At 35.4% G+C, this 17,653-nt stretch carries 23 protein-coding genes; 1 reads left to right on the top strand and 22 read right to left on the bottom strand.

Annotated elements, in window-relative coordinates; translation table 11 throughout:
• Positions 1 to 7: 7 nt before the first annotated feature.
• The 22 genes from AB3I42_RS01835 to AB3I42_RS01730 all read right to left on the bottom strand — a co-directional run bounded on the left by AB3I42_RS01835 (position 8) and on the right by AB3I42_RS01730 (position 16,645).
• The gene (locus AB3I42_RS01835; protein WP_368022223.1) at positions 8 to 3,127 is read right to left on the bottom strand and encodes a phage tail tape measure protein; all 3,120 of its coding nucleotides are present in this window, start codon (positions 3,125 to 3,127) and stop codon (positions 8 to 10) included.
• Between the two features lie 16 nt (positions 3,128 to 3,143).
• Positions 3,144 to 3,431, bottom strand: a complete 288-nt coding sequence (locus AB3I42_RS01830) for a hypothetical protein (protein ID WP_002318903.1) — start codon at positions 3,429 to 3,431, stop codon at positions 3,144 to 3,146.
• A 53-nt stretch (positions 3,432 to 3,484) separates the two neighbouring features.
• A complete protein-coding gene (locus tag AB3I42_RS01825) occupies positions 3,485 to 3,853 on the bottom strand; it encodes a tail assembly chaperone (RefSeq protein WP_368022222.1) in 369 nt (122 codons plus the stop codon).
• A 45-nt stretch (positions 3,854 to 3,898) separates the two neighbouring features.
• Positions 3,899 to 4,411 (bottom strand): phage major tail protein, TP901-1 family, encoded by a 513-nt coding sequence (locus AB3I42_RS01820; protein WP_002293017.1) that lies wholly within the window; start codon positions 4,409 to 4,411, stop codon positions 3,899 to 3,901.
• 10 nt (positions 4,412 to 4,421) lie between these two features.
• Positions 4,422 to 4,814 carry a hypothetical protein gene (locus tag AB3I42_RS01815; RefSeq protein WP_002293016.1) on the bottom strand — a complete coding sequence of 131 codons (393 nt, stop codon included), beginning with the start codon at positions 4,812 to 4,814 and terminating at the stop codon, positions 4,422 to 4,424.
• Positions 4,814 to 5,152 carry an HK97-gp10 family putative phage morphogenesis protein gene (locus AB3I42_RS01810; protein WP_202765453.1) on the bottom strand — a complete coding sequence of 113 codons (339 nt, stop codon included), beginning with the start codon at positions 5,150 to 5,152 and terminating at the stop codon, positions 4,814 to 4,816. Before AB3I42_RS01810 ends, AB3I42_RS01815 begins: the two co-directional genes overlap by 1 nt.
• Complete coding sequence (locus AB3I42_RS01805; RefSeq protein WP_148411710.1) at positions 5,136 to 5,462, bottom strand: hypothetical protein; 327 nt, start codon at positions 5,460 to 5,462, stop codon at positions 5,136 to 5,138. The genes AB3I42_RS01810 and AB3I42_RS01805 overlap by 17 nt, the downstream gene beginning before the upstream one ends.
• Positions 5,459 to 5,788: a phage head-tail connector protein gene (locus AB3I42_RS01800; RefSeq protein ID WP_368022221.1), complete on the bottom strand. Its 330-nt coding sequence runs from the start codon at positions 5,786 to 5,788 to the stop codon at positions 5,459 to 5,461. The genes AB3I42_RS01805 and AB3I42_RS01800 overlap by 4 nt, the downstream gene beginning before the upstream one ends.
• An 11-nt stretch (positions 5,789 to 5,799) precedes the next feature.
• Positions 5,800 to 6,063, bottom strand: a complete 264-nt coding sequence (locus tag AB3I42_RS01795; RefSeq protein ID WP_368022220.1) for a hypothetical protein — start codon at positions 6,061 to 6,063, stop codon at positions 5,800 to 5,802.
• Between the two features lie 17 nt (positions 6,064 to 6,080).
• Positions 6,081 to 7,004, bottom strand: coding sequence for a phage major capsid protein (locus tag AB3I42_RS01790; RefSeq protein WP_368022219.1), 924 nt, complete (start codon positions 7,002 to 7,004; stop codon positions 6,081 to 6,083).
• A gap of 12 nt (positions 7,005 to 7,016) precedes the next feature.
• A complete protein-coding gene (locus AB3I42_RS01785; protein ID WP_368022218.1) occupies positions 7,017 to 7,619 on the bottom strand; it encodes a DUF4355 domain-containing protein in 603 nt (200 codons plus the stop codon).
• A 155-nt stretch (positions 7,620 to 7,774) separates the two neighbouring features.
• Positions 7,775 to 8,002, bottom strand: coding sequence for a hypothetical protein (locus tag AB3I42_RS01780; protein ID WP_368022217.1), 228 nt, complete (start codon positions 8,000 to 8,002; stop codon positions 7,775 to 7,777).
• 105 nt (positions 8,003 to 8,107) lie between these two features.
• Positions 8,108 to 9,016 (bottom strand): minor capsid protein, encoded by a 909-nt coding sequence (locus AB3I42_RS01775; protein ID WP_368022216.1) that lies wholly within the window; start codon positions 9,014 to 9,016, stop codon positions 8,108 to 8,110.
• A 4-nt stretch (positions 9,017 to 9,020) separates the two neighbouring features.
• On the bottom strand, positions 9,021 to 10,520 hold the full coding sequence (locus AB3I42_RS01770) for a phage portal protein (RefSeq protein ID WP_368022215.1): 1,500 nt from the start codon (positions 10,518 to 10,520) through the stop codon (positions 9,021 to 9,023).
• A 12-nt stretch (positions 10,521 to 10,532) separates the two neighbouring features.
• Positions 10,533 to 11,777 carry a PBSX family phage terminase large subunit gene (locus AB3I42_RS01765; RefSeq protein WP_368022214.1) on the bottom strand — a complete coding sequence of 415 codons (1,245 nt, stop codon included), beginning with the start codon at positions 11,775 to 11,777 and terminating at the stop codon, positions 10,533 to 10,535.
• Positions 11,764 to 12,621: a phage terminase small subunit gene (gene terS, locus AB3I42_RS01760; protein ID WP_368022213.1), complete on the bottom strand. Its 858-nt coding sequence runs from the start codon at positions 12,619 to 12,621 to the stop codon at positions 11,764 to 11,766. The genes AB3I42_RS01765 and terS overlap by 14 nt, the downstream gene beginning before the upstream one ends.
• 45 nt (positions 12,622 to 12,666) lie before the next feature.
• The gene (locus AB3I42_RS01755; RefSeq protein ID WP_368022212.1) at positions 12,667 to 13,545 is read right to left on the bottom strand and encodes a hypothetical protein; all 879 of its coding nucleotides are present in this window, start codon (positions 13,543 to 13,545) and stop codon (positions 12,667 to 12,669) included.
• Between the two features lie 56 nt (positions 13,546 to 13,601).
• On the bottom strand, positions 13,602 to 13,811 hold the full coding sequence (locus AB3I42_RS01750) for a hypothetical protein (RefSeq protein WP_223603582.1): 210 nt from the start codon (positions 13,809 to 13,811) through the stop codon (positions 13,602 to 13,604).
• A 137-nt stretch (positions 13,812 to 13,948) separates the two neighbouring features.
• The gene (locus AB3I42_RS01745) at positions 13,949 to 15,148 is read right to left on the bottom strand and encodes a site-specific DNA-methyltransferase (protein ID WP_223603583.1); all 1,200 of its coding nucleotides are present in this window, start codon (positions 15,146 to 15,148) and stop codon (positions 13,949 to 13,951) included.
• Complete coding sequence (locus AB3I42_RS01740) at positions 15,138 to 15,380, bottom strand: hypothetical protein (RefSeq protein WP_223603584.1); 243 nt, start codon at positions 15,378 to 15,380, stop codon at positions 15,138 to 15,140. Before AB3I42_RS01740 ends, AB3I42_RS01745 begins: the two co-directional genes overlap by 11 nt.
• A gap of 51 nt (positions 15,381 to 15,431) precedes the next feature.
• Positions 15,432 to 15,824: a hypothetical protein gene (locus AB3I42_RS01735; RefSeq protein ID WP_223603585.1), complete on the bottom strand. Its 393-nt coding sequence runs from the start codon at positions 15,822 to 15,824 to the stop codon at positions 15,432 to 15,434.
• A gap of 209 nt (positions 15,825 to 16,033) precedes the next feature.
• The gene (locus tag AB3I42_RS01730) at positions 16,034 to 16,645 is read right to left on the bottom strand and encodes a hypothetical protein (RefSeq protein ID WP_016631649.1); all 612 of its coding nucleotides are present in this window, start codon (positions 16,643 to 16,645) and stop codon (positions 16,034 to 16,036) included.
• 297 nt (positions 16,646 to 16,942) lie between these two features.
• Here AB3I42_RS01730 and AB3I42_RS01725 point away from each other — a divergent pair, with 297 nt between their 5' ends.
• Complete coding sequence (locus AB3I42_RS01725; protein WP_223603586.1) at positions 16,943 to 17,461, top strand: hypothetical protein; 519 nt, start codon at positions 16,943 to 16,945, stop codon at positions 17,459 to 17,461.
• Positions 17,462 to 17,653 lie beyond the last annotated feature (192 nt).

The following is a 17,653-nucleotide window of genomic DNA, read 5'->3' as shown; positions in this document are numbered from 1 at the left end:
TTCCCTCCTAAAATTCCAGATTAATATCTGCACCTTCGCCCATAGCTTGTGAAATATCGTCTACAAACAATCTAAATGATTGTCTTCCAAGAATGAATTTAAATACAGCTGGTTTAGTAGAGCCGCCCATATTTACTTTATGTTCAACTTGTGCACCAATGTTTTTATTTGCATTTTTCAGATTTGCAGCTATATCTACATCAGAATTTGTATTGAAAAGTTCCGCGATAAATTCTGCCATACTTCCAACAGTATTCTGTACATCATTGAATCCTACTGTCAGTCCTTTATTCAGACCGTTCATAATAGCCTGACCAGCTGGAATCAATAGCTTTCTATCATATTGGATAGGTCCTTTATGTTCACGAATCCAATCACCAATACCTCCAACAAAATCTTGCACAGATTTCCATGCATTTTGTAACCCTTCTAGAAAACTATTCATGATGGCTTTTCCGGCTGCTAGTAAATCGATATTTTTCAAGTTATCAAACCAGCCAGTTACTCTATCAACCGTATCACTAACAGCATTTACTAAATTATCCCACGCTTCTTGAGCGCCATTTACTAAATTGTTGAAAGTATCTATAGTGCCTTGTTTTAGGTTTTTCCAACCTTGAATAACGTTATCTTTGGTTCCAGTAATTAAATCACCAATCCAAGATTTGAATGAAGTCCAAATGTCTTTAGCACCTTGAACTGTATTGTTAAATAAATCTATCGTTCCTTGCTTTAAGCTGTTCCAACTTTTTATAAGAGTTTGCACGATATTATTAACCGTTTGGAAAAACCATTGTTTTAGATTATTCCAAAGTTCAATTGCACCATATTTTGTATCAATCCAAGTTTGAATTATGGAAAATTTTAGATTTATCCACATTTGAATTGCACTGTATTTAATATCAATCCATAAATTAGTAAAAAATAGTTTCAAATCAATCCAAATCATAGTCGCTTGGTAAACTACTTCATTCCAAATATTAGAAATACTTTGTATGAATCCAGTCCATAAACTAACGGCACTGTTTACTATTGCACCGATATATTCCGTAAATATATTTTTTACAGATGTCCAAATATTTACCACTGATTGGACAAGCGTGTTCCAGATTAGATCTAAATCCTCTTTCATTTGTTCGAAGTCACCAGTAATTAAATCTATAATAAACAGTAGAGGCGCAGCTATTAAAGACTTAATGATTTCCCAAGCATTTACTATTATGTTTTTAACCTCAGCAAATATACTTGTTATTGCTTTCACTATATTAGAGAACACATCTGAAAAACTACTTACAAATGGACTAATATATTTTAGTATAAAATCAAAGCCAGATTTGATTTTACTTGTAATTGTTTTCCATGCAGTAGATATAGTATTTTTTAACCCTTCCCATTTTTCACCAGCACTTGAAACTAAATCATCAATAACTGAGATAACACCTTCTTTTAAACTATTCCACATCTCTGAAGCAGAGTTTGCAATATTTGACCATAAATTTGAAAAGAACTCTTTTGTTTCAGTCCATTTATTCTTGATCCAATCTGCCGCTTTTCCAGGAGCTTCTTGAATTGTAGTCCAAACATTGTCTGCGCCTTCTTTAATGGATTTCCATAAATTGTTAAACCATTCTCCTGTAGATTTCCATTTGTTCTGAATCCATGCTACTGCCGAGCTTACAGCAGACTTGATTCCCTCCCATAAACCAATCCAAAAGTTTCTAAAATCTTCACTCGTATTCCAAAGATAGATAAAACCTGCAACAAGTAGTGCTACCGCAGCTATAACCAATCCGACTGGACTGGTAAGAAAACCTATGGCGGAACCTAATTTCTTAAACAGAGAGATACCGTCACCTAATACACCTAACCCCACTTTCATGGTTTGGAACGCTTTAACCAGCATTCCTAATGCATACAATACTGGACCAATTGCAATAGCGATTGCTCCTATGGCAACCACTAATTTTTGAGTGGATTCTGGAGCACTCACAAATTTCTCTACTAATCCAGAAATAGCATCTGCTACTTTTCTGATGGATGGGGCTAAAATCTTTTGAATTACTATTGCAGCAGATTCCAATGCTCCCATCATTTGTTCAATAGATGAATTAGCATTATCCTGCATCGTTCTTGCCATTTCGTCAGCTGCACCATCTGAGTTTTGGAGACTCTTGGTTAACGAATCAAGTTTTTCTGGACCAGCATCAATTAAAGCTAACATTCCACTTAAGGCGTTCGTGCCAAAAATAGTTGCCAGTGCAGAGTTCCGCTGATCATCTCCCAGACCTTTTGTTTTCTCACGTAACTCTGTAATAATTTCACTCAAACTCTTCATTGATCCATCATGATTATTAATAGCAATGCCCAATTCTTGGAACTTGTTGTACATTGCTTCTGTTGGATTCATTAAACGAGTTAACGCACCACGCAAAGTAGTTCCGGCCTGTTCACCTTTGATACCTGCATTTGACATAATACCAATAGCTGCTGCTGTTGATTCAAAGCTCCAACCGGCCGTGTGTGCTGCTGTACCTGCATATTTCAAGGCATAACCCATATCATTACATTCAGCGTTTGTATCTGCAGCCGCTCTTGCAAATACATCTGCCACATGTCCTGCATCACTAGCGTCTATTCCGAATTGTCTTAGTGCACTAGCGGCATTCTCTGAAGCCATAGAGACATCGCCGCCAGATACGGCAGCTAAATCCAACAGACCTGGCATGGCTTGCATGATTTCTTGTGCGTTAAATCCAGCTGAAGCAAGATTCTCCATGCCGGCAGCCGATTCTTTTGCGCTAAAAGCAGTTTTTGCTCCTAGATCAATCGCTTGCTGTTTCATCTGTTCGAATGTGTCGCCAGTTGCTCCTGATATAGCTTTTACACGACTCATTTGTGCTTCAAAGTCACCACCAACTTTAGCAGCTGCTACGCCTACTCCTATAAGAGGTGTGGTAATATACTTTGTCATTGCAGCACCAGTACCTCGCATCACTTTACCAACAGCGGTTGTCATACTATTTGAATTCTTTTCAAAAGTTTTAACAGCATCTTGTGCATCTTTAAAAGTCTTTACAAATCCACTATCTGTGGCTTTTAATAAAGCTTCAACAGAAAATTGTTCCATGATTTTCCTCCTTTCCTCAAGAGTTAGCTTTAGTTAGTAAGCTTTGGAATTTTTTATCTTGTTTTGAAAGTTCGGAAACTCCCATGATTGAATCTTCGATTTTTTGATAATTGAAGAATTCTTCAAAGGATCGATATACAGGAACTGTCTTTTTGCCTACTTTTTTCTCCGCTTGGACTTGCTGATTTGCCCACGCTAATTCGTGAATCAACTTTTCTTTGTCAAGCCAAGATAACTGGGCTGCAGTCATACGAATGTTGTATTCATATAAAGTCATTCTTTCAATATCTGAGATATTGGTCATTCCCAAATATCGAAAAGAATTGATAAGAATTTGTTCGTATGCAAGTGCAGAATCTATTCCGCTTGTTGTTTTTCCGCTTCTTTCAATTTCTGATTCAGGTTTTGGACCGCTAACTTTCCCGCATTCGACTCCGCCAATTCTTTTAGGACTTCATCAAACAATTTTTCGATGTCTTTAACTTCATCGATGTAATCATCCATTTCATCCAACGTGATGGTTTGATTTTCTGTTCTATTTGCTATTTCTAAAACTCGTGACAACGTGTTGACATTATAAGAACGTAATTCCGGTAAGACTTTTGCTGATAGCCCCATTCCGAATTCCATATTTCCATCGATGAAAGGCATCACTTTGTCTAATTCACGTACAAATTTAGTGCCAAATTTAAACGAATATTCTTTACCTTTAATTTTTAATTTCAATGTTTTTCATCCTCCTAAAATAAAAAAGAGAGCATCTAAGCCCTCTTATGCTCCTGTCGAAGTTGCTTTCACGGTATCTTTGAATGTATATTGAACGACAGCAGCTTGATCTTCTGTCAAGGTTGCATAACCATCTTGACCAACACCATTTACTGCAAATGATAAACTTAATTCAACGTTATCCTCTGCAGCAGCCGATGGAGTAAATTCAGACACATATGCTTGGTAATAAGTAGCTTTGTACTTATTTGCATTATCATCTGTTCCCTGTTCTGCTTTGTTGATTTCCCAAATTTCAATGATATCGCCGTTTAATAAGGCTTGTTTCATTTCATCTACATGAGAATCTCCTTTAGCAACTATTGAAGTAGCCGAAAAATCATATTCAACTGGGCTTAAACTTTGAACGTTTCCGTCTTTTGTCACTGTAGAGTCTGAATCTCTCGATAAACCATTTTCGTGTTCTGTTTGAAATGCCATTTTCCAAGCAGCTTCCTGAGTTTCTTTTTTCAATAAGCGATAAAGCAAAATGACATCAATACCTTTTAATGCTTCCATGTTCTTCCTCCTATCTAATTCTAAATTCAAGTGTGACAACCGCTCGTTTTAGGGGCGTATTGGTTGTTGTGTCGTCCATCACTTGAATTCCACTTGCTTGATAATTTAAAGCCCAATAATAGCCTTCTGTGGCTTCTATCAATCTAGCTTCATTAAAAAGAGCAGATGCCATATCTGACACCTGCTTTCGTTTCTTCTGTAATCCCCAGACGGATAAAACTACAATCACAGTACCTTTAATATCAGTTTTATTCGCTTCGTGAATCGTTTGAGTGTTCTCAAATTCCACAAAAGGATAACCAACATTATCTAAAGGCTTGTAATCATATGTTTTGTATCCTAGTTTTTCTTGAGATATTTTAAAAAGTTCATCAAAAATTGATTGATCTCTTGTCTTAATCATCATTTCACCAAGGCTTTCATTTCAGCCATAAATTTGACTTTTTGGTAATTAAACGCTGGTCTAACATAAGGCTGTGCCGACATAAATCGAGTGCCATATTCTACATAAGGTGCATAATCTGCTGTCGGTCCTGCAATCCCAGTTAAGCCAGCTTCTGACAAGGTCATGTTGATTGATCTTCGTAAATAACCTGTATCCACTGGCGCACCTTTTTGCATTCGTTCAGTCATTTCAGCAGTATTGCTTTTCACGACTTTTTGAACGTCATTAAGCGTTGCTACTTTTTTCAGGTGTCGCATCAGCTGATCGATTCCTTTATATTCAAGTTGTGCCTTCATCAAGAACCACCTCTTGCACAATTAAACTATTTCTATATGCTGGATTTCTAGCTGTTGTTTGTTGCCAAGTCTTTCCTTCAATCTCGATATAGTCAAATGCAGGGATAGAAAAAAGAGGTTGCGTCCTAATGACCTTCGCCCCTTCTTCCACACTACCAAAAATAGTCACACTTCTATCAGTGCCAATATCTGTCACGTTTGCCTCTGTTCTTGTTCTTTCTGGTTTGCCTTCAACCCACTCACCGAGATCTGGATCATATTTAGAGTCAGATGAATGTTTAACAAATATAATTTCATCTGTAAATCTCATATAAAATTAAACCTCCCTCGCTTTGGCTTGTACAACTCTTCCTGATCTTTACGCTTAAATTCGTCAATCTCATTTTGATACTCTGAAAAATCCGAATCAGGAAAAGCCATAGATAAACCTTCTTGAGAATATGACTGCATACCTTCTTGACCAATTCTATTGAATCTTTTCAACGATACTTCATATACAACTGTTTCAAATTCTTTAGGAACTTCTTGCGTATTTAACAAGGTTTTCATACGCTCATTCGTTCTTCGCTCAATAACTTCAAGCTTTTCATCTAGTGTTCCTTTAAGAAGTTTTTTAATATCCTCTGCAATCGTCATATTTTTACTTCCTAACTAGCAGGTTGACCTGTCACATTGATTGAAGTAGTGAATTCTCCAGAAGTAAATGTGAATGTTGCTGATCCTTCTGCTGCAATCGTTCCATCAAAACCACCATTTTCATTTTTGGTCACTGTTGCGATAGCTCCATCACTTGAAGTTGCTGTAGTAGCTGCAACAACAGTAGCTGCTTCGCTAGCATCTGCAGGCACAGCTGAAATAGTAAATGTTTTAGTATCGCCTACTTTACCGGTCCATGTCTTTTGATTTGGCACAATACCGGTAGCAGGCGTTACGCTTTTGGGGAAATCTTCCCAAATGCTTCATCTTTTACAATCATAAATCCAACATCCATTGTTGCACGCAAAGCAATCAGTTCTTGCTCAAACAAGTTAACTGGGGTTCCATCTTCATTATTTAAAGTAGACAATTGGGCTTCTTCAGAAATCTTAAATGAAATATTATATGGGATCCCATAAAACATGTAGTTGAAGTCTCCAGCGTAAAGAGTCCCTTTATCTAAAGACTTAAGGTCTACTACTGGTAATCCGTCAATTGTATTAGCAGAGCGATCATAAATAAACTCAACATTTGACCCGACTGTTTGAGCTGCAGAACGTAATTCTGTACGATTTTTTCGGTTTGAAATAAACGCATTAGGTTCGAATTCATTTTCTGCTAACTTGTCTTCTAAGGCTAGGATATTATCATAAGTCAATCCACCTTCAACCACATTCCCCGTACTAATAACTGATTCGTCTAATGACTGAGGAAATGGATTTTCTTTATTTAATAAGGCAGCTGCATCAAATTTTTTATAAAAAGCTTCAGCAATTTTCGGTTGCATCTCCTCGAAGAAATCTGATAATTTATAGTTTAAGCATTCACGAGAAACTGGAAGAATGACACCGAGTTTTTTTGCAGTCATCGTAGCTTGCATCCATTTAGGTTTAGATGTTTTAATTTTTTCACCTTCACCCACCCAGTATGCGCCTGGTCCTTCTGCAAAGTATTCAAATTTCTTTTCTTTGTCAGTCATTTCTTCATATTTTGCTAACTGCATGATCTTAGAGTTTTCCATAATTTCACTCAAAATGAGCGTATTATATTTATCAGGAATTTTCCCTTCTTTTGTTTCATAAACCATGACATTGTCTGGATCCCATGTTTGAGCAAACATTTGCAAGTTCATTGGTAAAAGTTGTTTCTTTTTCATTAAGTTTTCCTCCTATTTTATAATTCGATTTTTAGCAGCTAGTTTAGCTACGGTTTCTTTAGTATTTTTAGATGCTGTAAATTGTCCACCTTCATTTGGTGGTGCTTGTCTTGCGTTTTCTTTCTTAATCAAAGAAGCAAAGTTAGTGATGACTGCTATAGCTTGTTTTGTGGCATCTGCATCATCAGAAACAATCAGCCCAAGTAAATCATCATCGTGTGGTAAATTTGCATCTGTCAGCATTTTAGAAGCTTCTTTCGTCATTTCAGATAATGCCTTCCCACGCTTTAATTCAGCGATTTCAGCTTCTTTTTGTTTCAACTCATGCTGTAGTTTTTCTTCCGCATTCATTTTTGCCAGCTTTTTAGCTTCTTCTTTTTTTGCTTCTAGTTCTTTTTCCCACGCTGCTTTTGCTTTGTTCGTCTCAGCAGCAATCATTTTCGCTACTTCATCACGAGAAAATGTTTTGCCAGCATTGTTTTCTTCTTTTGCTTTGAGCGGTGTCTTTTGCAAGCCAGCTGGTAGGTTGCCTTGTTGTCCCTCATCACCAGATCCACCATCTCCTGGTTCAGAAAAAAATTGTAAGTTCATTGGCATAAATAAACTTTTTTTCATGATTAATCCTCCACGGTTACGCCGCTACCCGATAAATTTGACCAGTTACGCCGGTCAGCCGGAACAGCTCAATATTTAATGCCCCGAGCAGTAGAGGGCAAAATAAAAAGCCATTTACAAAATTGTAAAGGCTTTTTATATACAAATTAGTTGCACTATTTTCTTAGCTTCATTCGACGGGCATCTTCATTCATTCGTTTGAGCTTTTCATTGTCTTGCAGTGTGTCATGAACTAATTTGAGAGTGGTTTTTTGATCAATAACAAAATCCCAATTATCTTTAGAATTCTTCAAAAAAATCACGTTTTCTATTGGTTGTCTTCCCTCTGGCAAAAAACCTGCTTTTTCCAACACTTCTAAAATTTCTCGTATGCTTTCTTTCATTTTGAACGCTCCTTTTAATGATTAAAGAGATTATTTCTCTTCATATAATTAATATAGCACTCCTTGCCTTTTTATTTACATATTTGTCTAATCTATAAAACTAATCTAAATTACTGGCGCTGTACTGCACCTACAGAACGGGTGCATATTAGGAGCATTACTTCCTGGTTGCATGTCGGCAACATCGAAAATCTGATTATTTAGTGGCTGACATGACTTACAAGCTGTTGGTTCGGCAATATAAACATATTTAGTAATACCCGCATCCAGATAACTTTGCTCTTGAATACCTGTCTGTACCCTGGTCGTTTCAGTCACTATCAAACGCTGGGTATTGAATTTTGTATTTTCACGACCTTCAGCTGTTAAGTATTTTGATAGTTCTGATGCAAGTTGCTTTGGATTCTTGCCCATCGTTATACTTCTAATTAATAATCTATCTACTTCAGCTTTCAATTCAGTTTGATACATCCACAAGCGATCACTAAAGGTCACACCATCACTTAAAAACGAACTTCTTATTATCTGTTCTATAAGCTTTACATACCCATTTGATGGAATTGTCATTTCCAAAATACCTGCTTGACGTTTTGATTCTTCTAGTCCAGCTTTTGTTAATTCATTCGAAAAGTACTTATCCAATTCATTAAACAGTGAAATCAGCTCAAGTCCTATATTTGCTTTTAAGAGCTCTAATCTGTTTACGCGCATTGTAAGGTTGTATAACTTCAATTCCTTGTTTGCTATAGGTGAGAAGTCTTTCTCTTTAACATACTTTTTAGCCTTACGAGCAAATGCTTTGACATCCATTTCACTAGCACGCTTCATCGCTTCGCTACGAGTTATTTTCTGCCCATTTGAAAAACTATCCCACTGTGCGTCTATTTCTTTTTGTATCGCATCTTGTGCGTATTGCATGCGACTTTTAATTTCTGCCATGCGCTTTTTATCATCTTTAATTTGTTGCTTTTGCCATTCTTTTTCCCGTTTGATCCAATATTCTTTGGAGTTCATTTAATCACTCCCCTGTTTCATCCTTTTTGTTGTTAATTACTTCTTCACCATCTGAATCAAAAATGCCAATCTGCTTTTGCGTTTCTTTATTTACCCGTTTCAACTCTGCCTGTACATCCGGAACAAAAGAAGCGAGACCTAAGATCGTCTCTTGACTGAGTTCAGCTCCAGCATCAACCAAAGATTTCAACTCTTCCAGAATCGCTTTAGGTAGATTAGGCGTAAATATTACACGTAAACCTTTCAAATCAAAATTATCCATTTCAGAAATACTTGATTTTAGGCTAAATAAAAGACGATAACGCCGCATAAGACCTTTTTTGAATAGCCTTTGCTTTGTTGCCGTCATTTGTTCAAATCCAAATAATTTATATTTCATTGCCTCTCCTGATTGCACTCCGGAAAAATTGTCATCAGTAAGATCAGGAACCATTGAGATTTCATGGATATCTTTGCGCACTCTGTCTTTGTAAGCTTCTACACCACTCACATCATATTGTTTATAAATATATCCTGCAGTCACACTTGTTTTATTACCGTTCACATCAGTTCCAGATTCAAGCAAAAGCATATTCGCTTCTTTCTGCTTGATGGCGTCCTCTGGGGATAGTCCTGCTGCTTCAATATCGCCACTAATAACTAGAAGAGCATCGTTTAAATCAGTCATATAGTTGGCGGTATCAGACTGCCCTGCATCGTATAGATCAATTAAAGATAGTACATCTTCATACAAGCCCATTCGAAAACGATTAGGAGAATACTCTGTAATAGGTACCTCTTTATATTCATGCGGTTCGTCTTGAGGATTCTTTAACTCAATTGCTGTTAGTGTCGTCTCATCATAAGTGATACTTTTTTCTTTTGTGTATACGATTGGTTGAATGTACTGTTTATCACCATCCTTGCTGAATCTTGTCTTTGGATACCGTACAGCCAAAATAGGCTCTCGTTTTACTGTAGTATCATATACAACAAACGTTTCAAATACATTAGCCAAATCAACGTAATCTGTATCATCTGAATCTCGATAGATAATCTCATAGGCTCTCCCATACTTATCCATATCAAGCCAGAGTTCAGCATTTAATCCATCTATGTCATTATTAATATTAAACTCTTCGATTTCTTTTTGTTGATTTGTGTCCTCGATTTGCACTTTTATAGGATTGCCTGTGTTGTACCCAACATCAAAAGTACAAAGAACTTTTCCAAAGTTATGTGCTGATCGGTGATCCGCTTTTTCCTTTTCTCTACGTCTACGGTTATCCATGATATTTGTATTTCTAGCTTTGTAATAATCATCTAATACACTAAGTCGCTTTACCTGATATTCATGGTGATGTTTTATCATTGCTGCTAAAGTATCTAAATCGTTAAGTAAATCTTCTGCTGACCTAAACCTATAGTGAAGATTGGAATCTACGCTAAACTTTACATAATTTGTGTTTACGTCATTAGAATAATGTATATCAGCTCCGTATTCAAACTCGTTTACTTTATCCATTTTTCACTCTCCTTAAAAAATGCGTTTAACACGTTTAATCTTTTCATTGACATTAACTTTTGGTTTCTTAAGAAGCTCATTAGTATATATCGCATATCGAACGGAGTCTAGCACATCATCATATTCTTTTATTGGTTCCCCTTTTTTCTTGTCCCAAATGTATTGATAAATTTCATCCCGAAATTTCATAACTCTATCTTGACAGATAAACAATTTATCTTGTTTAAATCTCTTAGCGACTTCCTCAATTCCAGATAACCGTGCTTTATGAGCATTTTTAGCATTAATCTTTTCTCTTACAAACCTAGTCACATGCTCCGGTCTCGCAGAGTCACAATAAAAAGGCACTCGTAAGCCGTAACGCTCTTGAATGCCTTTTGCTACATCTACCCAATAATCAATCTCTTCAAACTGAGTAGCATGTTCTTCAATTAAATAAGATGTTCCATCATCTGTTTCGCCTATAACCACGATTGATCCCCAGTGTTCGTATCCCCAGTCAACACCACAATAAAAATTGCTCAAAGGTGGCAATTCTTTTGACTGAATATAGTGCTTGCTGGCATCAAAATCACGATAAACGACACCTTCAGCTGAAACCCATAGTCCTTTGATGTCACGATCATAAAACATCCCACTTGGAGTTGATTCTTTAATATTATTTCTATAGCGTTCAGATAAAAAAGTATTGTCATCCAATTCAAAGTGGAACGATTGAATATTTTTGCTTGAATTGTCGATATACTCTTTTTTTAGCCAGTGTTCTGGGTTGTCAGGGTTTGTATCAGCTAGGATTCTCGCTCCTGTTCCTGAGCAACGTGAGATAATTTCAGCAAACACCTCTTGCCGAGCAAGTGATGCTTCATTGATATAAGCACCATATGCTGTCATACCACGAATTGCTCCGACACCGCCGATGTTTCCTGTATATGCTTGCACTACCTTAACTCCAAACAGCTTGAAGTTTCCATGTTTATCGAATTTAGGTTCTATGCTGTACATGTTGTATAGTTCCTGCAGGATGTTCTTTTGGATCGTTGCACTAGAAACTCCTGCCAGGATATACATTGGTTCCTTAATTCCTTCCTTATCTGCAATCTTTCGCACACGTCGTAATTCAAACAAGAACAAATCGTTGTTTATTTTTGTTTTTCCAGAACGTTTTGCTCCATGTAATAGCGTGATGAACCAATCATTCTTAATAGTTTTGTTTAACACGTCTATCTGCTTCGGATTATATATATCAACTAGTGCCATCTAATTCACCACTAATCTTTTCTAACAGTTCATCAAGTTTTTCTTCAGTAGATTTTTCTGAATCACTACGTAACAAGTCAGCTTTTAGTTTCAGCATATCAATTTCAACCTCAAGTTTATTGGCTTGGTTGTTATAAACTTTGTTTCTTGACTCCTCTGTAGCTAACGCATTAAGCTGTTTAATTGCCTTCGTTAACTGGTTGCTGATTCTAGTAAGTGCATCTTCAATAGACAAAATGTCATCTATTTTTCGATAAGTCTTTCTTGATACCTGTACATCTTGCATAACCTCACGCTTGATTTCTAGATTTTTACCATCCTTTTCGATTGGCATTTTAATCTTTCTCAATTGTTGTAGGCGATCGACCTCTTCATCGTTTAAACCTGACTCGGCTTCTTTTATCCGTTTCATCATTCGCAACTGTCTTATCTTCAACAACCGTATTTCTTCAGACAAAACAAAAGAAGGATCATTATTCAAATTAGAATAGATGTCCTTCTCTTTATCGCTTAATGTTTCGTAAAATATAGTTTCATACTCGCCTGTTTTCAAAGCGTTCTTGTTCCCTACTGGCGGCGATGCTCGGCTATTGCCTTTATTGCCTACCGCATTCTGATTGCCGATAGGTGCGCCACCTTTATTTGTAGTACTACAATGATTATTTGAAGTACTACATTCATCTTTTTGTAGTACTTCATTCCATTTATCACGTGATTTCCATGCTGAAATAGTTTTTTCCGGGACAGATAACTTTTCAGAAATTTCTCGGTTAGTTATTGTTCCATTAGACTTTTTAAACAATTTGAAAGCTTCATCACGTCTTGGATCACGTTGTCTTGCCATTCAATACACACCACCTCGCATTCTGATTAGGTTGAGTTTTGTTTTCTATTCTCCTTCCTTAGCTTTATCCCATTCTATTTTTAAATATAAAGCAACAATTTGAGAAAACTCATTAATTACATACTGATATCTTTGTAACTTTCCATCAACTTCATCTAGTTTCTTTTGATGATAAGGTATGCTAGTTTTTAAACGCTCATATTCAAATCTTTCCTCATCTTCTATATAATCTTTGCCAATCCTTTCTTCATTAATTCCTTGTTTTATAGTTTCTTCACCTTCTTGAGTAGATTCCTGGAATGAATATACTATTTCATCTAGCATTTCTTTACTTAAATCTCTAGATATTTCTTTTCTGGCTTTAACCATACTTTTATATTGATTATTTTTATATAACTCGATTAAACATTCTATATATCTCCTAATATAAGAGTTTTTTTCTTCATTATTATTTTCATTAAAAAGTATTATTTGAACACTCTCAGAAATTATGATTTTGTCCTCTTCCACATAAATTTCTGTCTCAAGTTCTTTTATCTTTATTGAGCTAAAGAATAATTTTAATAATTCAGATACTTCTTCAACTTTTAGCCATTGTTCATGAAATACTACTTCATCTTTTTGTAAAGAAAGTAAAAGCGATATAAGCTCCGATGATTTTTGTCTTACTCCGTTTATCCATTCTATTCTTGCTTTCGCTTTTAAATTTGCATCTATTTGTTTTTGTGTTATTTTTTCTTGAAACTCTTGTTCTCTAGCTAACATTTGAACCTCAAAATCTCTTTGACTTGCACGGATCATACGTTGAGTCTTTTCGTTTTCTTCATTTTGTTTTTTTGTATTGTATTGATTGTATATTGTTATACCAATAGTACCAAATAAGGAAATACCCACACCAATTAAACCTAGTACACCATCGCTCATAAAAATCAACTCCTATTATATTTTAGTTAAGTATATCAGGAGTTTAATGCAATTTGTTAATCATTATCGATATCCTTTAACATCAAATCAGCTTCAATCAATATCTTTAAATCGGAAACTTTATCCAACTTGATTTGTCCTGACTGGAGATTTTTAAGCCATTTCCCCAAAGCTGCTCGAATAATTTTCTTATATTCATCTATTGATTCTGCCTGCTTCATCGCCTTTTCAATCTCATAATCTAAATCAAATTTTTCGTTTTCCATTGTCTAAGCACCCCTACATCTGTTATGATGCTAAAAGACACAGAGGGTGTCGAAAATCCACGCGTGGGAATTCTCTGTGTCTTCGGGGGCTTAGTGTCCTCGTTGAAGTAGTCGAGTGTTAGCGCACTCGACTTCTTTTAATTTAGTTTCACTGCTTTTTTACCTGTGAATTCTTCCCAACGATCAATAATTACATCGACATATCGTGGATCTAATTCCATGAGATATGCACACCGTTTATTCTGTTCACAAGCAATCATTGTCGTTCCACTTCCTCCAAATATATCTAAAATTTTATCGCCCTTCTTAGAACTATTTTTTATTTGGTAATCAAATAGAGGGATAGGCTTCATAGTAGGATGCTCCTTATTCGCTAAAGGCTTATCGAACTCAAGAATCGTTGTTTGTTTTCGATCTCCATACCACATATGGCTACCATCATTTTTCCAACCATATAAACAAGGTTCATGCTGCCAGTGGTAGTCTTGACGACCTAATACGAGAGAATTTTTGAACCATATTAATTCTTGTTTTACTAAGAAGTTAGTATCTACTAGTGAACTAACAAAATTCACAACTTCTGATGATGCATACCATACATAAAAAGAAGCCCCCTCTCTCAGATAATCAGCTACTGAATCAAAGGCACTTTTTAAAAACTCATAAAATTCACTAGAAGTCTTATTATCGTTTTGAATTTTTAACGAATCTTCTGTTTTTCCTTCGTAATTTACATTATACGGCGGATCGGTAATGAGAAGATCTGCTTTATCTCCGTCCATCAATAATTCGATATGCTCTTTATTTGTACTATCACCACACATTAATCGATGATTACCTAGTTGATAAATATCACCTAATGTTGCTTTAGGTTTCTCTGGAAGCTCAATCTCAAATTCATCATCTATTGCTTCGTTTTCCATATCCAATCTCATATCATATTGTTCGATAACGTCTTGTATCTCATCTTCACCAAAGCCAGATAAATCAAGAATATCAGCATCTAACTCTTTTAATAACAAAGCCAGTTTGTCATCATCCCAACGACCACTAATCTTATTGAGAGCCACATTGAGCGATTTTTCTTTCTCTAAAGGTAAATCTACTATCGACACCTCTATCTCTTCGCACAGACCCGAATCTTTAGCTACAGCGACACGTTGATGACCGCCCACGAGATTTCCTGTTCGTTTGTTAAAAATAGGTGGATCAATAAAGCCAAATTCCAAAATAGACTGTTTTAGCTTCTCATATTCATCCATACCAGGTTCTAACTTAACTCTTGGATTATAATCAGCAGGTTTTAAGTCCTGTAATTTCATTAATTCAATTTGCATTTGTATCCCTCAAATTCTTGTTGATGTTTTCTTGAATATTCTGCTCATTAAAATACCCACGTCCACAGTAACGAAGGTTGTATTTGTCGATTTCTTTTGGAGTCGCTTCTCGTACCATTTCAATGATTGAATAATTCTTTTTGATTTGTACTGATTGAACTACTCTAATTGGATCATTATCATTTGGTTGGGGATACCTATTAGATAGTGATACGTACCAGTAGTTTCTCATTTATGTAACCTCCTCTAAACAAAATAAAAAAGATCACTCATTGAGCGACCTTTACTTGACCAAATCATCAACGTATTTTTTAATTTTTTTCTGATCTGACTTGTTTAACGCTTTGATTTCTTTCTTAATTTGATCTACATCATTCTTTTCTTTATGATTGCTTGTCACCCACCATGGGAAGAAAGAACGGTGAGAAATGTTCGAACCACTTTTCGCTCCTGTACTTTTACTGCTAGGTTTACTTGTTTTAGAACTATTTGACTTTGAGCTACTTCCCTTTGATGTACCAGCACTCTTGCTAGAAGTATGCGCTGATGAGTGAGAACTAACATGTGATCTCGTATGTGATGAGGCATGCGGACTTACATGTGGCGTTGCATGAACTGAAGCATGTGCAAATCCTACTAAAACAGCTGGTAACGTGATAATAGATAATAATTTCATATTTTCCTCCTAAAAAAAAGACCACTCAGCGAGTGATCTACTTAAATCTTTCATTAATTTTTTTATAAATATACTTAGCTTCTAAAATTAATCCGAATAACAAAACTAATTCACCAATTATTACCATATTCCAAGATAAATTTATGATGCCTATCATTTTTAATAATATAAAGATAAAAGCTATAAAGAGTAACATATATCCTCCTACTTTAGATAGTCACTCCTATTTTCTTTAATTCCTTTTGAACATTTTTTTCAGCCTGATCAAATAATAGTTTATTTTTGTGGCTATCTAAGTCTTTGATTTTGATTAATAGAATTTGCTTAGGATTAATAACATACCCTGTGAAATCTTTTTTTAATGAACTTATTAGATTAGCAATATAAAACATTAACATGTATCCGTACATACTATTATTTGTACCATCTTGTTTACTTGATGAAACTTTAGACGTTTTCACCTCTCCATTTTTATACACAAACTGCAACATTGAAGAAAGAATAACAACTGTATCCTTTGAACCATACATAAAAACTTTTTGTTGCATTTCTATAAATTCTTGTTGTCCCTTTGGAGTATTAATTTTCGACACTTTATTATCCATATCTACCAATAAACTAGTCCAATAACTAAATGCTTTATCAATATCAGTACCTTTAATTTGACGAAAAAAAGCCTCTTTTTGTATCTCTCTTTCATTTTTCCCTCGCGATTCCTCAACCCTTAATTCTCTATAAAGTTTTGGTAAATCTTTTAAAAAGTATCCTACAATCGTAATTGCTCCTAAAATAAAAAATAACAAAATACTAGTTAAATTCATATTGTATCCTCCTAATTATTTTATTAACTCAAAGATACAATAAATTTAACTAAGTTTAAACAAAAAATTAATGTTTAACAAATTGCCAAAGTCGCTGGCAAGGATTTGCACCTTGCATGATACCTACCCTAATTTGAGCTAAGCTCCGCCCTTTACTGGTATCCTTTGGAAGGACTAGTGCGTCTACCTGTTCCGCCACAGCGATCAAAAAACAGCTTGTGAAAACGATTACTTGTTATATAATAAATATTATCAACGATAGAGAGCGTTGAAATTAATCCTTAGGAGTGTTTTTACATGAACAAACATGAAATACAAGCATTTGAACATGCAGTTTTTACTTTCAATAGACTCGCTAAACGAGCAAACAAAGACTTTATTCCGTTTGAAATTATTTGGGATACAAGATTTGGCCCCGCAACAGCTACTAACGTTCTATACAAAACCGGCTCTGATCCAATTATAAATGAAGATTTCTTCAAAAATGAGTATTTCCGTGATGAAGAATCAAATAAGGCTGCATATATAGATGAGTTATATGCATATGTAAATCATACAGTATCCCAATATTTTAGAGACTCGATTAGCGGTGGCTATTCATCTAAATTGAATTTGGCAGAGCGCCCCCACATTTTAATGGACAAGTTAATGGAACTATCTAATTTTGATGAGGTAACTAACTTACAAATGCCTAGTTACTCTACTACTTGGGATTTTAAAACTTTAGACGTATCTATCGATTTGCCATTCGTTAATGATGAAACACTAATTATACGACCTCTATGTTTAATTAAAGAACAGACAACTACTCCATAAATAGAAAAAGAACTTTTTTTGATTTGATTTATTTTTAGCAGTTGTCTTTTTGTTAACAATTTTAGAATAAACAGCAATCGTATAGGAAAACACATGTGAGTAGTTTTTCCGATTGCTGTCTATTCAAAGAAGAAGTTTGCAACGATAAGGGAGGTTTCCTCCCTTACATTTTATTTCATCTCAGACCTATCA

Origin of the sequence: Enterococcus sp. C53, from assembly GCF_040887425.1 — a bacterium.
GTDB lineage: Bacteria > Bacillota > Bacilli > Lactobacillales > Enterococcaceae > Enterococcus_B > Enterococcus_B hirae.
The sequence above is the reverse complement of the archived record's forward strand: the minus strand, read 5'-3'. Positions and strand labels throughout refer to the sequence as shown.

Bases quoted from the DNA above. Each gene is read 5' to 3' on its own strand.
- AB3I42_RS01730 (WP_016631649.1), bottom strand. From the start codon at position 16,645: ATGAATTTAACTAGTATTTTGTTATTTTTTATTTTAGGAGCAATTACG.
- AB3I42_RS01755 (WP_368022212.1), bottom strand. From the start codon at position 13,545: ATGAGCGATGGTGTACTAGGTTTAATTGGTGTGGGTATTTCCTTATTT.
- terS (WP_368022213.1), bottom strand. From the start codon at position 12,621: ATGGCAAGACAACGTGATCCAAGACGTGATGAAGCTTTCAAATTGTTT.
- AB3I42_RS01725 (WP_223603586.1), top strand. From the start codon at position 16,943: ATGAACAAACATGAAATACAAGCATTTGAACATGCAGTTTTTACTTTC.
- AB3I42_RS01790 (WP_368022219.1), bottom strand. From the start codon at position 7,004: ATGAAAAAGAAACAACTTTTACCAATGAACTTGCAAATGTTTGCTCAA.
- AB3I42_RS01770 (WP_368022215.1), bottom strand. From the start codon at position 10,520: ATGGATAAAGTAAACGAGTTTGAATACGGAGCTGATATACATTATTCT.
- AB3I42_RS01750 (WP_223603582.1), bottom strand. From the start codon at position 13,811: ATGGAAAACGAAAAATTTGATTTAGATTATGAGATTGAAAAGGCGATG.
- AB3I42_RS01780 (WP_368022217.1), bottom strand. From the start codon at position 8,002: ATGAAAGAAAGCATACGAGAAATTTTAGAAGTGTTGGAAAAAGCAGGT.
- AB3I42_RS01745 (WP_223603583.1), bottom strand. From the start codon at position 15,148: ATGCAAATTGAATTAATGAAATTACAGGACTTAAAACCTGCTGATTAT.
- AB3I42_RS01740 (WP_223603584.1), bottom strand. From the start codon at position 15,380: ATGAGAAACTACTGGTACGTATCACTATCTAATAGGTATCCCCAACCA.
- AB3I42_RS01785 (WP_368022218.1), bottom strand. From the start codon at position 7,619: ATGAAAAAAAGTTTATTTATGCCAATGAACTTACAATTTTTTTCTGAA.
- AB3I42_RS01810 (WP_202765453.1), bottom strand. From the start codon at position 5,152: ATGAAGGCACAACTTGAATATAAAGGAATCGATCAGCTGATGCGACAC.
- AB3I42_RS01815 (WP_002293016.1), bottom strand. From the start codon at position 4,814: ATGATTAAGACAAGAGATCAATCAATTTTTGATGAACTTTTTAAAATA.
- AB3I42_RS01805 (WP_148411710.1), bottom strand. From the start codon at position 5,462: ATGAGATTTACAGATGAAATTATATTTGTTAAACATTCATCTGACTCT.
- AB3I42_RS01765 (WP_368022214.1), bottom strand. From the start codon at position 11,777: ATGGCACTAGTTGATATATATAATCCGAAGCAGATAGACGTGTTAAAC.
- AB3I42_RS01835 (WP_368022223.1), bottom strand. From the start codon at position 3,127: ATGGAACAATTTTCTGTTGAAGCTTTATTAAAAGCCACAGATAGTGGA.
- AB3I42_RS01775 (WP_368022216.1), bottom strand. From the start codon at position 9,016: ATGAACTCCAAAGAATATTGGATCAAACGGGAAAAAGAATGGCAAAAG.
- AB3I42_RS01735 (WP_223603585.1), bottom strand. From the start codon at position 15,824: ATGAAATTATTATCTATTATCACGTTACCAGCTGTTTTAGTAGGATTT.
- AB3I42_RS01800 (WP_368022221.1), bottom strand. From the start codon at position 5,788: ATGACGATTGCAGAGGATATTAAAAAACTTCTTAAAGGAACACTAGAT.
- AB3I42_RS01820 (WP_002293017.1), bottom strand. From the start codon at position 4,411: ATGGAAGCATTAAAAGGTATTGATGTCATTTTGCTTTATCGCTTATTG.
- AB3I42_RS01830 (WP_002318903.1), bottom strand. From the start codon at position 3,431: ATGACCAATATCTCAGATATTGAAAGAATGACTTTATATGAATACAAC.